General features: G+C 60.9%; 14 protein-coding genes. 6 read left to right on the plus strand and 8 right to left on the minus strand.

What is annotated here, in order from left to right; all coding sequences use genetic code 11:
* Positions 1–51: 51 nt before the first annotated feature.
* Genes WBP07_RS19820 through WBP07_RS19845 form a run of 6 tightly spaced genes read right to left on the minus strand, consistent with a single transcriptional unit; the run spans position 52 to position 7,550 of the window.
* Complete coding sequence (locus WBP07_RS19820) at positions 52–1,317, minus strand: TolC family protein (protein WP_048937958.1); 1,266 nt, start codon at positions 1,315–1,317, stop codon at positions 52–54.
* A complete protein-coding gene (locus tag WBP07_RS19825; protein ID WP_010338397.1) occupies positions 1,314–1,613 on the minus strand; it encodes a DUF3240 family protein in 300 nt (99 codons plus the stop codon). Before WBP07_RS19825 ends, WBP07_RS19820 begins: the two co-directional genes overlap by 4 nt.
* On the minus strand, positions 1,606–4,695 hold the full coding sequence (locus tag WBP07_RS19830; RefSeq protein ID WP_048937957.1) for an efflux RND transporter permease subunit: 3,090 nt from the start codon (positions 4,693–4,695) through the stop codon (positions 1,606–1,608). Before WBP07_RS19830 ends, WBP07_RS19825 begins: the two co-directional genes overlap by 8 nt.
* A gap of 9 nt (positions 4,696–4,704) precedes the next feature.
* Complete coding sequence (locus WBP07_RS19835; protein ID WP_048937956.1) at positions 4,705–5,814, minus strand: efflux RND transporter periplasmic adaptor subunit; 1,110 nt, start codon at positions 5,812–5,814, stop codon at positions 4,705–4,707.
* Between the two features lie 48 nt (positions 5,815–5,862).
* A complete protein-coding gene (locus WBP07_RS19840; protein ID WP_161731675.1) occupies positions 5,863–6,876 on the minus strand; it encodes a sensor histidine kinase KdpD in 1,014 nt (337 codons plus the stop codon).
* Positions 6,870–7,550, minus strand: a complete 681-nt coding sequence (locus WBP07_RS19845; protein ID WP_048937955.1) for a response regulator transcription factor — start codon at positions 7,548–7,550, stop codon at positions 6,870–6,872. The genes WBP07_RS19840 and WBP07_RS19845 overlap by 7 nt, the downstream gene beginning before the upstream one ends.
* Positions 7,551–7,755: 205 nt before the next feature.
* On the opposite strand from WBP07_RS19845, the gene WBP07_RS19850 reads away from it, so the two are divergent.
* Positions 7,756–8,448 (plus strand): VIT family protein, encoded by a 693-nt coding sequence (locus WBP07_RS19850; protein WP_048937954.1) that lies wholly within the window; start codon positions 7,756–7,758, stop codon positions 8,446–8,448.
* Positions 8,449–8,568: 120 nt separating this feature from the next.
* Here WBP07_RS19850 and WBP07_RS19855 read toward each other — a convergent pair whose 3' ends face one another.
* Both WBP07_RS19855 and WBP07_RS19860 read right to left on the minus strand, forming a co-directional pair.
* The gene (locus WBP07_RS19855; protein WP_010338391.1) at positions 8,569–8,961 is read right to left on the minus strand and encodes a metalloregulator ArsR/SmtB family transcription factor; all 393 of its coding nucleotides are present in this window, start codon (positions 8,959–8,961) and stop codon (positions 8,569–8,571) included.
* Positions 8,958–9,581 carry a peroxiredoxin gene (locus WBP07_RS19860; RefSeq protein WP_048937953.1) on the minus strand — a complete coding sequence of 208 codons (624 nt, stop codon included), beginning with the start codon at positions 9,579–9,581 and terminating at the stop codon, positions 8,958–8,960. The genes WBP07_RS19855 and WBP07_RS19860 overlap by 4 nt, the downstream gene beginning before the upstream one ends.
* An 87-nt stretch (positions 9,582–9,668) precedes the next feature.
* Between WBP07_RS19860 and WBP07_RS19865 the strand changes: the two genes are divergently transcribed.
* Genes WBP07_RS19865 through WBP07_RS19885 form a run of 5 tightly spaced genes read left to right on the plus strand, consistent with a single transcriptional unit; the run spans position 9,669 to position 13,283 of the window.
* A complete protein-coding gene (locus WBP07_RS19865) occupies positions 9,669–10,586 on the plus strand; it encodes an MBL fold metallo-hydrolase (RefSeq protein WP_048937952.1) in 918 nt (305 codons plus the stop codon).
* Complete coding sequence (locus WBP07_RS19870; RefSeq protein ID WP_048937951.1) at positions 10,583–11,032, plus strand: YeeE/YedE family protein; 450 nt, start codon at positions 10,583–10,585, stop codon at positions 11,030–11,032. Before WBP07_RS19865 ends, WBP07_RS19870 begins: the two co-directional genes overlap by 4 nt.
* A 16-nt stretch (positions 11,033–11,048) precedes the next feature.
* A complete protein-coding gene (locus WBP07_RS19875) occupies positions 11,049–11,255 on the plus strand; it encodes a DUF2892 domain-containing protein (protein WP_010338386.1) in 207 nt (68 codons plus the stop codon).
* Entirely contained in the window at positions 11,252–11,662 is a 411-nt protein-coding gene (locus WBP07_RS19880; protein WP_010338385.1) for a DUF6691 family protein, read from the plus strand. The genes WBP07_RS19875 and WBP07_RS19880 overlap by 4 nt, the downstream gene beginning before the upstream one ends.
* A 37-nt stretch (positions 11,663–11,699) precedes the next feature.
* Positions 11,700–13,283 carry a TIGR01244 family sulfur transferase gene (locus tag WBP07_RS19885; RefSeq protein ID WP_395395850.1) on the plus strand — a complete coding sequence of 528 codons (1,584 nt, stop codon included), beginning with the start codon at positions 11,700–11,702 and terminating at the stop codon, positions 13,281–13,283.
* Positions 13,284–13,286 lie beyond the last annotated feature (3 nt).

The following is a 13,286-nucleotide window of genomic DNA, read 5'->3' on the forward strand; positions in this document are numbered from 1 at the left end:
CGTGAATGGGAAGATGACTTCATTCTCTACAGCGATTGCCAACCTACGCCCTCATGGCTCCTTCTCGTTACCTTGCCATATCGTATGAGAATCGATGAGTAATTTCACGATAGCTCGTGTCGCAGAGCTGCGCGCGTCTATGGCCAGCCGGTCCGCATCATGTGCTTGCCGCCTGGAATAGAGCAGATCGGACAGGTCGATGATGCCCCCTTCGTACCCGCGCTCCGTCCGTGTGGCGGCGTCGAGCGAACTTCTGGCGGCACCCTGGAGCCGCTGCCAAGCGACGTAGCGGCCAGAGGCGTTCGCCATATCAGTATCGGCCATCGCCAGCACCATCCGGCGCGCTTGCGCGAGATCCATAGAGGCAGCGGAGGCATTCGCTTCCGCCTGATCCTGCTGGAATTTCCGGTATCGTCCTCCCAATGGGATCGAGAAGACGACACCGACACCGCGTTCAATGCCAGAACGCTCGCTAAAGGCCCGGACGCCCAGCTGTGGGTCCGGCAACCGATCAGCCCTCGCCCGCCGTGCGACGACTTCAAGACGCAGAGCTTCGCGATCAGCAGCCCCAATTTCATGACTGCGTTGGATCACCAGATCATGAAGTGCGGTCAGGTCTTGAGAAGGCAGGACTGGATCTGCCAAGGATGGTGCCTCCGGCGGCAGGGCCAGATCGGGGAAGTTCGATTGCAGTAGCGCTCGCGCCTGTTCCATATCAGCCAGGCTGGCTGCCGCGACACCCTTCGCCTGATCGAGCGCCGCCTGGGCCTGGTCGGTGTCGAGCATCGATGCATCGCGTAGCTGGACTCGCCTCTTCACGGCAGCGAGACCACGTTCGAGTAATGCGACGTTCGATTGATCCGTACGATTGAGCTCGCTTGCCGTCAGCCAGTCGTACCAGAGCTGCGACAGATACAAGGCCGCCTGATGGCGCGTATCTTCCATCCGGTTTTGCGCGACTTCGACACCAAGCTGGCCTGCCTCGCGATCCAGGGCAGCCTTCCCGGGCAGGCGAAAGGATCGACTGACCGTGCCGTCGAACTCCGTATAATTCCGCTCCAGCCGCACGTCACGATTGATGTAGCTTCCGGTGAGCTGGACCTCGTGAGGGCCAACGCGGAGCATATCGCTCGCCGCCGATGCAGCGCCGACGCGCTTGCCCGCTGCTTCGACCGTCGGATGCCCGTCGAGCGCCTTCACCACCTGCTCCTCAGGCGGCAAGGACCATTGAAGACCCGTCGCTTGCGCGTGCGCGGCAGTTGCGAGCGCAGTCGCTATCGAGATGGATAGCGGCAAGAGGGCAGTCAGCTTCTTCATGAAATCCTCCCGCGCTCGATGATCGGCAAGGAGTGCCAGCGCACAGGTTGTTTGCGGCGCGATGAGGCAACCGCAGCGATTATGGCGGGGATCATGGAATCCTCGACCACGAGTTCGAATGCGATCCGATGGAGGACTCCTCTTACCTGCTCATGCGTTCCAGCATCGCTGAAGTCGCGGCCGAGAACGGCTTCCTCACGGCGATGGATCGGCGCGGACGCAACGGTTCGAATAGCCTCCACCAGAGTTCCCGCATCCGGAGGAGAACAGTGAAGGACCAGCAGAAGCTCAGCCATTGGCCAGCACCTCTTCGAAATCCTGCTCGCTGCGGCCTTCTCCGAACCTTTCGAAAAGGATCGGGAGAAGTACCAGAGTGAGCAGCGTGGACGTGACCAGCCCGCCGATGACCACAATGGCAAGCGGGCGTTGAATCTCGGATCCTGGACCCGTCGCGAACAGCAGGGGGACCAGGCCGAAAGCGGTAATACTCGCGGTCATTAGGACGGGACGGAGGCGCCGCTCGGCACCCAGGCGCACCGTCTGCGTCATGCTCTGCCCCTCCTGACGGAGCTGGCGGAAATAGGAGACCAGCACCAACCCGTTCAGCACCGCGATGCCAAGCAGAGCAATGAAGCCGACGGAAGCAGGCACTGACAGATACTCTCCCGATGCCCAGAGCGAGATCAGCCCTCCGACCATGGCGAAGGGAATGTTGACCAGGATCAGCGTGGCGGCCCGCAGCGAACGCAAGGTGGCGAGCAGGACGAAGAAGATAAGGAGCAGCGCGACGGGAATGACCATCATGAGCCGAGCCGATGCACGCTGCTGATTTTCGAACTGGCCACCCCACACGATGCGATAGCCGGCCGGGAGCGGCACCTTGCTCGCGACTGCGGCTTTCGCCTCGTCCACATAACCCACCAGATCACGACCAGAGACGAAGGCCTGGACCAGAGCGAAGCGGGAACCATTCTCATGGTCGAGCTTCACCGGACCCTGCGTATGCTTCACCTGCGCCATGTCGCTGACCCGGGCGAGCGTTCCACCCGGCGTCATGATCTGCAGGTCTTCAAACCGGGTCGCATCATTGCGGATGCTTTCGTCACCGCGGATGACGATCGGGATCCGCTTCTGACCTTCGGCGACGATACCGGACCGAACGCCTTCCACCTGCGCGCGCAAGGTGTCCTGCAACTGATCGATCGGCATGCCAAACCGGCCTGCGGCTGCTCGGTCGATGTCGAGCTGCAGGTAGTCCACGCTGTCGTTCGCGACCGTCAACACTTCCGTCGCGCCGCGCACCTGGCCCAACTCATGCTGCACGCGACCTGCAAGATCCGCGAGGACCGCCGAATCCGGTCCGAAAATCTTGACAGCCAGGTCGCCCCGGGCGCCGGTCAGCATTTCCGAGACACGCATTTCGATCGGCTGCGTGAAACTGGGCTGGATGCCAGGCAGGCCATCGACGGCCTTGCGGATCTGCTCCAGGACGAACTCCTTGCTGCCACGCCACTCAGACTGCGGCTTCAGACGGACGAAGGTGTCGGTCTCATTAGGTCCCATCGGATCAAGGCCGATTTCGTCAGCACCAACCCGCGCGATGACTTCCTGCACCTCGGGAACCCCCATCAACGCGCGCTCGACCGCCTTGTCGCCCTCAACGGACTGGGCAAGGCTGATGGAGGGCAGCTTCGTCAGCTGCACGATGACTGACCCTTCATCCATCGTCGGCATGAAGGTTTTGCCTACCGCTCCGTAGGCCAACCCGGCGAGGACCAGTCCAAGAGCCGACAGGCCGTAGACCAGGCGCTTGCGCGCAAAAGCGCCATTCAGAAGCGCACGGTAGCGAGGCGTTAGCCAGCGCATCACCCATGGTTCCCCATGATGTCCGCTTTTCAAGCCGAACGAGGCAAGAACGGGAACGAGCGTCAGCGCGAGCAGGAGCGATCCTGCCAGGGCGAAGACAATGGTGAGGGCAACCGGCGCGAACAGCTTGCCTTCCAGCCCCTGCAGCGAGAGCAGAGGAAGGAACACAAGCGCGATGATGATGATGCCCGCCGATACCGGCACCGTCACGTCGCTGGTTGCGCGGAAGACTTGGTGAAGGCGCGGATGGGAGTCATCCTGTTGGTGCGACAGACGCTCTACGACGTTCTCCACCACAACGACCGCACCATCCACAAGCATGCCGATAGCAATGGCCAGTCCACCGAGGCTCATGAGATTCGCGGACAACCCGGCCATGCTCATGAACAGGAACGTCACCAGCGCGGCCATCGGCAGTGTGACCGCCACGATCGCAGCGGCTCGCCAGTCACCGAGGAAAACGATCAGAAGGATCACGACCAGGACGGTCGCTTCCAGCAACGCCTCCTCAACCGTTCCAACCGCTCGGCCGATCAGATCGGACCGATCGTAGAAGACCGCGATGTGCGTTCCGGCTGGAAGGCCACGCTCGACCTCGGCCAGACGGTCTTTGACGCCGGTCACGACCTGCCGTGCATCGGCACCCCGAAGAGCGATCACAAGCCCCTCGACCGCCTCTGCCTTGCCGTTCTTGGACACCGCGCCATAGCGCGTCAGGCTGCCGGTCCCGACACTCGCCACATCTCCCAGGCGGACGATGCGCCCGTCACGGCTCGTTATGACCAGCGACTGGAGATCGGCCACGGATCGGATCGCGCCAACAGCCCGAACGATCAGGGATTCTTCGCCAGTGACGAGGCGGCCGGCTCCGTCGTTGCGATTGCCACTGTCGATAGCGGTCTTGATATCGGCAACGGATAGGCGGGCTCCGGCCAAGGCGAGAGGGTCGGGCCGGACCTCGAAGGTGCGGACATATCCACCAAGCGCGTTGACGTCGGCGACACCGGGCACAGTCCGCAGAGCCGGACGGATGGTCCAGTCGAGAAGCTCTCGCTTTTGCTGGAGGCTGAGCGGCCCCTCGATCGTGAACATGAAGATATCGGACAGAGGCGTGGAAATCGGCGCCAGGCCACCCGACACGCTCGCCGGCAAATCCGCCATCACTCCGGACAGGCGCTCCGCCACCTGCTGACGCGCCCAGTAGATATCTGTGCCATCGGTGAAGTCGATGGTGATATCGGCGATCGCATATTTGGCGGACGAACGCAGGATAGACTGCCGGGGAATGCCCAGCATCTCCATCTCGATCGGGGCAATGACGCGGCTTTCGACCTCTTCCGGCGTCATGCCGGGAGCCTTGAGAATGATCTTGACCTGCGTCTGCGCTATATTGGGATAAGCATCCACGGGTAGCTGAACGAAGGCCCATGCGCCGAGGCCGGCGACAGCCAGAGCAAGCGCTACGACGAGCAGGCGATAGGACAGAGCCTTCGCGACGAGTGACTGAAGCATGGGCCCGACCTATTTCGAGATGGCGAGCGCTTTGAGCGCGCTTGTGCCCGTAGTGACGACGTTCTCACCGACGCTGACGCCGGTCAGGAGGAGGACTTGGCCATCCACCGCGCCGCCCTTTGTCACCTCGCGCTGAACATAACCGCCCCGGACCGCGACGAAGACCACCGACTTGCCGTCTGTATCTACTACGGCCGCGGCAGGCAGGACGACTGCGCCTCTCGGTGCAGGCCCGAATATCGTGACATTGCCGGTGGCGCCTGCAATGACCCCTGGAGCAGCGGGAAGGCTCGCCTTCAGCGAGGCAGATCGCGTCATCGCGTCGATGGTGCTGCCGACAGATGTGACGGTGCCAGAAAGCGCGCCGAGTTTGACCGTCATGCCCGGTCTGATCTGTCCAACAAGCCGCTCGGGAACCTGGGCGACGACTTCGTAACGGCCATTCGCATCGATCACATAGGGAGCAGTCGTCCCGTCCAACGGGTCGCCTGTCTGGATCTTGGCACGCGTGATTCTGCCCGCGATCGGAGCTGTCAGCGTGTAGGTGCCGCTGCTCCCATGCCCGCCGACAAGGCTGAGAATGCGGCTTTTCTCGCGAACGTCCGCACGCGCCTCCATGGCCACTGCGCGGGCTTCGTCGGCTCGCGCTCCGGCAATCACCCCTTCCTTGTCCAACTGGGACAGCCTGGCGGCACTCGTCTGCGCGACGCCCAACCGTGCATTTGCACGCGCAAGATCGGCACCCAGCGTAAGAATGTCACGGCTCGAAACCACGGCCAGTGGTTGCCCGGCCCGTACGCTGTCGCCTTCCACGACCATGGTGCGCATCACCACACCCGGAAGTGTCGCGGTCACCGCCACCCGCGCGTTAGCGGGCGGACTGATCGTGGCGGGGAGATCGGCGATCGGCGCTTCTGATGCAGGCAATGCCGGAGAAGCCTTGATGCCGAGCAATCTCGCCCTGTCCGGCAGCACGGCAAGCATGCCGGCAGGCTTCTCGGTCTTGACCTGCGTTCCCGCCGAGACCGTTTCCGAGCGAGGAAACATAGTCCAGCCCAGGCCCGCGACTGCGACGGCTACAATGGCGCCGCCCACCAGATATTTGCGTCCGTTTTCCATTTCGCCGCGATATCGGGTTCAACCTGACGGCGTCTTGACGATGGATAATTACTGCGGGCGGAAATCCAGGATGAGTTCTCTCAAGGTCTCGCTCGTTCGAATATGACCGTTATGTGCGCTCATAATCCGATGGGTTATGGAGAGGCCGAGACCCGCGCCATGGGGGCTAGCATGGTCTGCACGCTGATGGCGGCGGATGAGTTGCGCCAATTTCTCTTCGCTGAGGCCGGCGCCTTGGTCGCGCACCCTGATGATCGCTCCGGGCCCGGATATGATCGTCACGGTTCCGCCCATGGGCGTCGCGCGGACGGCATTTTCAATGAGGTTTCGAATCCCTGCGCCGATCGCTTCCCTGTGGCCGTATATCATTGGCATCTGGCCTTCGGACTCTATCGCGATCTCGCGCCCTTGCGCGATGACGGTCGCTGCCAGGGACGAGACACTGTCTTCAGCTAAAGTCTCGAGATCGAGTGGCTCAGGCGTCATGGGCATGGTGGCGTCCGCGTCGATCTGCGCGAGTAGCAGGAGCTGATCCACAAGACGGCGCATGGCGCTGACCTGCGCCTTCAGAGGATCTCCATCCGAACCCTCGCGTCGATCGAGCTCGAGAGACAAAATGGCCAACGGCGTCCGCAATTCGTGGGCGACGTCAGACGCAAAATCCGCCTGTTGCTGGGCTGAGGCGTCGAGTCGGTGAAGCAGATTGTTGATGGACCGCACGAACGGTTTCGCTTCAGTAGGAATATCGGCTTCATCGATCTGCATCCCGCGTTCGGTCGGTGCGGTTTCGATATGACGCGCCGCTTTGCTCAGGGGCTCGAATGCCGTTCTGATGACCCATGTGGTTGCAAGGCCCATTGGCAGGATCAGCACCACCAGTGGGATGAGAACATGATCGAACAGTTCCGTCGATGCCGCGTCGCGCATGGTCGGATCGAGCAAGGCGCTAAACGGTATGCCATATTCCGAGAGGACAGCGTAGATCAGCGACACCGTACCGATGGCGCCAACCAGCAGCAGGCCACCGATGAGCCGATGGCCAACCGAAAGACGCTTCAGCACGGTTCCCGGTCTTCCAGCAAGTAGCCTAGTCCCTTGATCGTATGGAGCATGTTGCGAGCTCCGCATTCCTCAAGTCGACGACGCAGCCGCGAGATTGCGGCATCCACTGCATTAGGGGATATCTCGTCTCGAAAACTATACAGGGCATTTTCGATACGAGATCGACGAACGACTGCACCAGCCTCCCGCATGAGTAACTCAAGCAGGCTGGTCTCGCGAGGTGACAGATCGATGGCCTTACCCTGATACCGCGCGCGATGAGCGCTCGTGTCATAGGATAGGCTGCCCACCTCCAGCACGGGCGCTGCCCGGGCTCCCGGACGGCGAAGTAGTGCCCGAATCCTCGCCGCCAGCTCATCCGCCTCTACCGGTTTGACGACATAGTCGTCAGCGCCGCCGTCCAGTCCATCGACCCGCTGCTGGAGCGAACTGCGGGCTGTCAGCATCAGGACCGGTACGGCAAGGCCCGCGTCACGCCTCTTCTTGATCCAATGTACGCCGTCACCATCGGGCAAGCCCAGATCGAGGATGAGTGCATCATACTGAGCCGACCCAAGAACCAGATCCGCCTCCGCTGCCGAATAGGCACAATCGCATACGAATTTCCGACGCGTAAGGCCCTCCGCCGTCAGATCTGCCAGGTGGCGATTGTCTTCAATGATCAGAATGCGCATGCTCTCATCCGGCGATGGTTTTACCCGGCATATTACCGAACCGATCTGACATCGTCCTGACCATATGAATTTCTTCTGACGCTTGTGATCCGATGGGGCGTCGCGCCTCCAAATTTGTGCGGATCGAGCTTGCCGGACTGGCACGAGATAGCGAACAGGCTATAATTCGGGTCAAAGAAATGGCTTGGCTTCAAAGGGGATTACGATGCGCAGCCACCGGGAAACCCATCTCGTCTCTCGTATCGGATGGCTTCGTGCCGCGGTGCTAGGCGCCAACGACGGCATCGTATCCACGGCTAGCCTGATGATCGGGGTCGCTGCGTCCGGTTCCTCCCGTTCTTCTATGTTGATATCGGGTATAGCGGGGCTGGTAGCTGGCGCGATGTCGATGGCTGCGGGCGAATACGTGTCGGTAAGCTCTCAGTCCGACACCGAGGCGGCGGACTTGCGCCGGGAGCAGCAGGAAATCGCTGCCAATCCCGATGCGGAATTGGCAGAGCTGGCTGGCTTCTATGTTCAGCGAGGCGTCGACGAAAAGACCTCGCATGAGGTTGCGAAACAACTCATGGAGCATGACGCACTGGGTGCTCATGCTCGCGAAGAACTCCACATCACCGAGATGACTGCCGCACGCCCGATCACAGCGGCATTGACGTCTGCCTCGACGTTCACGGCCGGAGCCCTGCTGCCTCTCATCCTTGCGGCTTTGCTTCCGGCGTCGCTCACCGTAACAGGCGAAGCGCTGGGATCGCTCCTGTTCCTGGCGCTCCTGGGATGGGTGGGAGCTGCCGCTGGCGGTGCAAACCCGCTCAAACCTGTCGGTCGTGTGGTGTTCTGGGGGGCGTTGGCCATGGGTTTGACCGCTGGCATTGGCAGCTTGGTCGGGAAAGCAATTTAGGACAAAGGCCCAAAAGCTGCGCACATGAAACTTCTTCTACGACGTTAGGAGCGTGTCGCTTGTAGCGACCACCGCAGCACTCGCTACAAAGCCAAACGAGGCAAACAGCGCGTAAATATCTTAATCAAGCACTTGAGCAAATCCGGCCACGCCTTCAGGTAATGATGGACGACGCTCCGGTTTGGCAGACGGCCGGATTTCTTCGACCTTACCCAGGCCTCCGAAAATCGCTTCCATTGTTCGGACGCACAAAGCGACCCCCTCGTCAGCAAGCGCATACCAAACGAGTTTGGCCTCCTTTCTCGTTTGAACGAGATTGGCCCGGCGTAACTCCCCTAGCTGTTGGCTGAGTGCTGGTTGGACAATGTCTGTCGCTTCGCCGATCTCCGAGACGTTGCGCTCCCCGCGCAACAGGCAAGAGAGGATCATGAGGCGCTGTGGTTGCGCAAAAACCTTGAGCTTCTCGGACGCGACGGTCGCAGCTTCACGGTCCTCGTAAAAGGCCTCGTTCATAGCGCGTCCGCGAAGCGGCAAAACCAGTCCTGGCGATCTTCTGCGATGTCAGATGGTGGACAGAGCAAAGGCTGTCCGTCCCGCCACCCTTCAGGCGCAAGTTTCTGGGCACTGCCCACCACTTGCAGTGCTTTAAGCAACCGCAGCATCTCATCGACCGATCGCCCAACATTATGGGGGTAGCATGTGATCGCCCTTATGACCCCTTCGGGATCGATGAAGAATGTCGAACGCATAGCCATGCTGTCAGCAGATTGCTCGTCAACCATGCCATAGGCATGCCCAATCGCCATGCTCGGATCCTCGATTATCGGGAAGCGGACATCCGCTCCGAGCGTCTCTCGGATCGCTCTGACCCACGCCATGTGCGAGTAAAGGCTGTCGACTGACAGTCCCAACAGCGACGTTTCAAGGGCATCAAATTCCGACTGCCGACGGGCGAGTTCAGCGAATTCGGTGCTGCAAACTGGCGTGAAGTCAGCGGGATGGGAAAAAAAGATCACCCATCGTCCACGCAACTTTGAAAGCTGAATTTCGCCCCCGGTCGAACGGGCGCGAAAGTCTGGCGCGGGCTCTCCAATGCGCGGTGAGCGAGATTCAATTCTTTGGGCCATTTCCATGACGTCTCCTTCGACGCTCCTCCCTCTTGACGCAACAAGATTATTCGATTACACGATATATGTAAATGTGAATTTGTGAGGTTTTCCGTGGCCGACTCCGCTCTTGCAGCCGCCTCATCGCAGATCTCAGCCGCTCAAACGGGCACCCCCCAGATCAAGGCGTTCTTCGACGAGCCGACCTTCACGGTGACCTATGTTGTTCATGATCCCGAGAGCCGCCACGCTGCGATCATCGACAGCGTGCTGGACTATGACCCCGCCTCGGGTCGCACCTCCTTCTCCTCGGCAAACGCGCTCGTCGCTTTTGTCGAGGAGAAGGGGCTTGCTATCGACTGGCACCTGGAGACGCACGCTCACGCGGATCACCTGTCAGCTGCGCCATATCTGAAGGAGAAGTTGGGCGGGCAAATCGCCATTGGCGAGCAAATCATCACGGTGCAGCAGACATTTGGTAAGCTTTTCAATGCGGACACCGATTTCGAGCGCAACGGTTCCGACTTCGATCATTTGTGGAAAGACGGTGATCACTTCCGGATCGGCAATCTTGATGTAACCGTGCTGCATGTGCCGGGGCACACGCCGGCCTGTATCGCCTATGTGATCGGCGACGCCGTCTTTGTCGGCGATACCATGTTCATGCCCGACTACGGCACGGCACGTGCTGATTTTCCCGGTGGCGATGCCCGAACCCTCTATCAATCTGCGATGCGGCTTCTGTCGCTCCCGCCGGAAACGCGGCTGTTCATGTGCCACGATTATCTTCCGGAAGGGCGCAAGGACTATGTCTGGGAAACGACCGTAGAGGCCGAGCGCCAAGCCAACGTCCATATCCATGACGGGGTAAGCGAAGACGAATTTGTCGCGATGCGCGAGGCCCGCGACAAGACGCTCGCGATGCCGCGCCTCATTCTGCCTTCTGTCCAGGTGAACATGCGCGCCGGTCATTTCCCGCCTGCCGAGGACAATGGCGTCACGTACCTCAAGATTCCGGTCAACGCAGTATGATGCTGCCCGGCTTCCCCAATGCCACCCCCGTCGCGGGGTTGGTTGGCGGCCTGCTGATCGGGCTTGCGGCAGCGATCATGCTGCTCGGACTTGGTCGCATCGCTGGTGTAAGCGGTATGTTGGCCCGCGCGTCGGGAATTTCCGATACGGGCGCACCGCGCGCCATAGCGCTCGCGTTCATCGCCGGACTGCCGCTTGGTGCGCTCCTCGTCATACTGTCTTCCAGCAGTATCAGACCGCTTTTTACAGGATCAGTCCTGCAACTGGTCATTGCCGGACTGCTCGTAGGTTTCGGCACGCGCCTTGGTTCAGGTTGCACGAGCGGTCACGGGGTCTGCGGTCTCTCCCGACTTTCGCGCCGGTCGATGGTCGCAACGCTGACCTTCATGGTCAGCGGCTTCGCCACCGTTGGGCTGATGCGCGCTTTCGGTTTCATCAACGGATAGTCGGAGGACACCGGACATGAAGAGGAATATGGGAACGGTCGATCGGATGCTGCGCACCATCGCAGCCTTGGCGATCGGTTATCTCTGGTGGACCGGAACGATCAGCGGGGACCTCGGTGTCGGCTTGGCGATCGTCGCAGTTATATTCCTTCTGACAAGCGCGGTCAGCTTCTGTCCGCTCTACCGCCCGCTCGGCCTTTCAACCTGCGGCACTGGGAAGTGAAGGTCCCTGCCATCTCGTTGCTAGCGGGCACCTTGTTCGGAGCTGGGCTCACCATATCCGGCATGGCTGACCCCGCGCGGGTGCGCGCCTTCCTCGATCTGTTCGGGGCCTGGGATCCCACGCTTGCCTTCGTGATGGTCGGTGCGATGGTGCCGATGGCGATCGCCTGGTTGGTCCAGAAGCGGATGCCGCGACCGATCGTCTGCGAGGCGTTCGACTTGCCCGGTACAAGCTTGCTGGATGCCAAGTTGCTTGGCGGAGCGTCATTATTCGGGATCGGTTGGGCGATCGGGGGACTATGTCCCGGCCCCGCACTTGCCGACCTTGCCATCGCACCAATTGAAGCCGGAATTTTCGTCGCCGCCATGCTCGCCGGCATGACCGCGCACCGCATCATTACAAAATGAAAAGAGGCCCGCTTCAGAGCGGGATCGAGGAGAAGCCATGGACATCAAGCCGCTCAATCGGGACTTTGCAATCTCCCCGCAGATTGATCTCGCCGACCTTCCGGCAATCGCCGCCCAAGGTTACAAGGCGATCATCTGCAATCGACCTGATAACGAGGAGAAGGGTCAGATTGCCGCTACGGAGCTTCGTGAAGCTGCCGAACGACTGGGCTTAGAGTTCGCGCATGCGCCCGCAGTCTCGGGGGCGATTACCGATGCGAATGTCGAGGCCATGGCAAGTGCGCTAGCGCGCCTTCCTAGGCCGATTCTCGCCTTTTGCCGCTCCGGCGCGAGGTCGACGAAGTTGTATGACCTCGCCTCCTCTCGGAGCCAATCGGCCCCTGTAGTCCATATTCACGATGTCGTGATTGTCGGCGGCGGTGCAGCGGGGATTGCGACGGCAGCAAGCCTTCTAAAGCGCAATCCGAAGCTCGATATTGCAGTTATCGAGCCATCCGAGGAACATTATTATCAGCCCGGTTGGACTATGGTCGGCGCCGGTGTCTTCGAGAAAGAGTTCACACGGCGCACCGAAGCGCAGGTCATGCCGAGCCGAGTGAACTGGATCCGCGCAGCAGCCTCGGATTTTGCCCCCGACGAAAACAAGGTGACCCTCAGTGATGGCGGCGAAGTCCGCTACCGTGTTCTCGTTGCCTGTCCGGGTATCAAATTGGATTGGAACGCTATTCCGGGCTTGGCCGATACGATCGGCAAGAACGGCGTGACGTCCAACTATGGCTATGATCTTGCGCCCTACACCAACAGACTGGTGAAGCAATTTAAGGGCGGACGGGCGCTGTTCACCCAGCCCGCAATGCCTATCAAGTGTGCCGGCGCGCCGCAAAAAGCGATGTACCTTTCCTGTCATCGCTGGGAGAAGGCAGACGTCCTGAAAGACATCGACGTCCAGTTCCACACCGCCGGCGCGGTGCTGTTCGGCGTTGCCGCCTATGTCCCGGCGCTGATGGAATATGTCGAGCGCTATGGCGCGCACCTCAATTTCGAATCGAAGCTCGTCGCGATCGATGGCGCCGCAAAAGTGGCGACTTTCGAGCGCAAGGGTAGCGACGGCACCCGACGCGTCGAAGAGCGCTTCGACATGATTCACGTCGTGCCGCCACAGGTCGCGCCGGATTTCGTGCGCACCAGTTCCCTCGCAGCAGCCTCCGGTTTCATCGAAGTCAACGAGGCGACGCTTCAACATGTGCGCTATCCCAATGTATTTGCATTGGGCGACGCCTGCTCCGCCTCGAATGCCAAGACCGCCGCTGCGGCGCGCAAGCAGGCGCCGGTTGTCGCGGTCAATGTACTTGCCGCGCTCGAGGGCAAGCCGCCGACCGCTGACTATGACGGCTATGGCTCCTGTCCGCTAACGGTCGAGGCCGGCAAGATCGTGCTCGCCGAGTTCGGCTATGGCGGCAAATTGCTGCCCAGCTTTCCCAACTGGCTGATCGACGGAACGAGGCCGTCGCGCCTGTCCTGGCTCCTGAAGGATACGATCCTGCCGCCGATTTACTGGCATGGCATGCTCAAGGGCCGAGAATGGATGGTCACGCCACACGCGATCAAGACGGCGCACTGAGCC

The sequence above is a fragment of the Novosphingobium oxfordense genome, assembly GCF_044029435.1.
In the GTDB taxonomy this organism is placed as follows: Bacteria; Pseudomonadota; Alphaproteobacteria; order Sphingomonadales; family Sphingomonadaceae; genus Novosphingobium.

What these genes read in the sequence shown, in the direction of transcription:
- WBP07_RS19820 (WP_048937958.1), bottom strand. Translation starts at nt 1,317, where the DNA reads ATGAAGAAGCTGACTGCCCTCTTGCCGCTATCCATCTCGATAGCGACT.
- WBP07_RS19825 (WP_010338397.1), bottom strand. Translation starts at nt 1,613, where the DNA reads ATGGCTGAGCTTCTGCTGGTCCTTCACTGTTCTCCTCCGGATGCGGGA.
- WBP07_RS19830 (WP_048937957.1), bottom strand. Translation starts at nt 4,695, where the DNA reads ATGCTTCAGTCACTCGTCGCGAAGGCTCTGTCCTATCGCCTGCTCGTC.
- WBP07_RS19835 (WP_048937956.1), bottom strand. Translation starts at nt 5,814, where the DNA reads ATGGAAAACGGACGCAAATATCTGGTGGGCGGCGCCATTGTAGCCGTC.
- WBP07_RS19845 (WP_048937955.1), bottom strand. Translation starts at nt 7,550, where the DNA reads ATGCGCATTCTGATCATTGAAGACAATCGCCACCTGGCAGATCTGACG.
- WBP07_RS19850 (WP_048937954.1), top strand. Translation starts at nt 7,756, where the DNA reads ATGCGCAGCCACCGGGAAACCCATCTCGTCTCTCGTATCGGATGGCTT.
- WBP07_RS19855 (WP_010338391.1), bottom strand. Translation starts at nt 8,961, where the DNA reads ATGAACGAGGCCTTTTACGAGGACCGTGAAGCTGCGACCGTCGCGTCC.
- WBP07_RS19860 (WP_048937953.1), bottom strand. Translation starts at nt 9,581, where the DNA reads ATGGAAATGGCCCAAAGAATTGAATCTCGCTCACCGCGCATTGGAGAG.
- WBP07_RS19870 (WP_048937951.1), top strand. Translation starts at nt 10,583, where the DNA reads ATGATGCTGCCCGGCTTCCCCAATGCCACCCCCGTCGCGGGGTTGGTT.
- WBP07_RS19875 (WP_010338386.1), top strand. Translation starts at nt 11,049, where the DNA reads ATGAAGAGGAATATGGGAACGGTCGATCGGATGCTGCGCACCATCGCA.
- WBP07_RS19885 (WP_395395850.1), top strand. Translation starts at nt 11,700, where the DNA reads ATGGACATCAAGCCGCTCAATCGGGACTTTGCAATCTCCCCGCAGATT.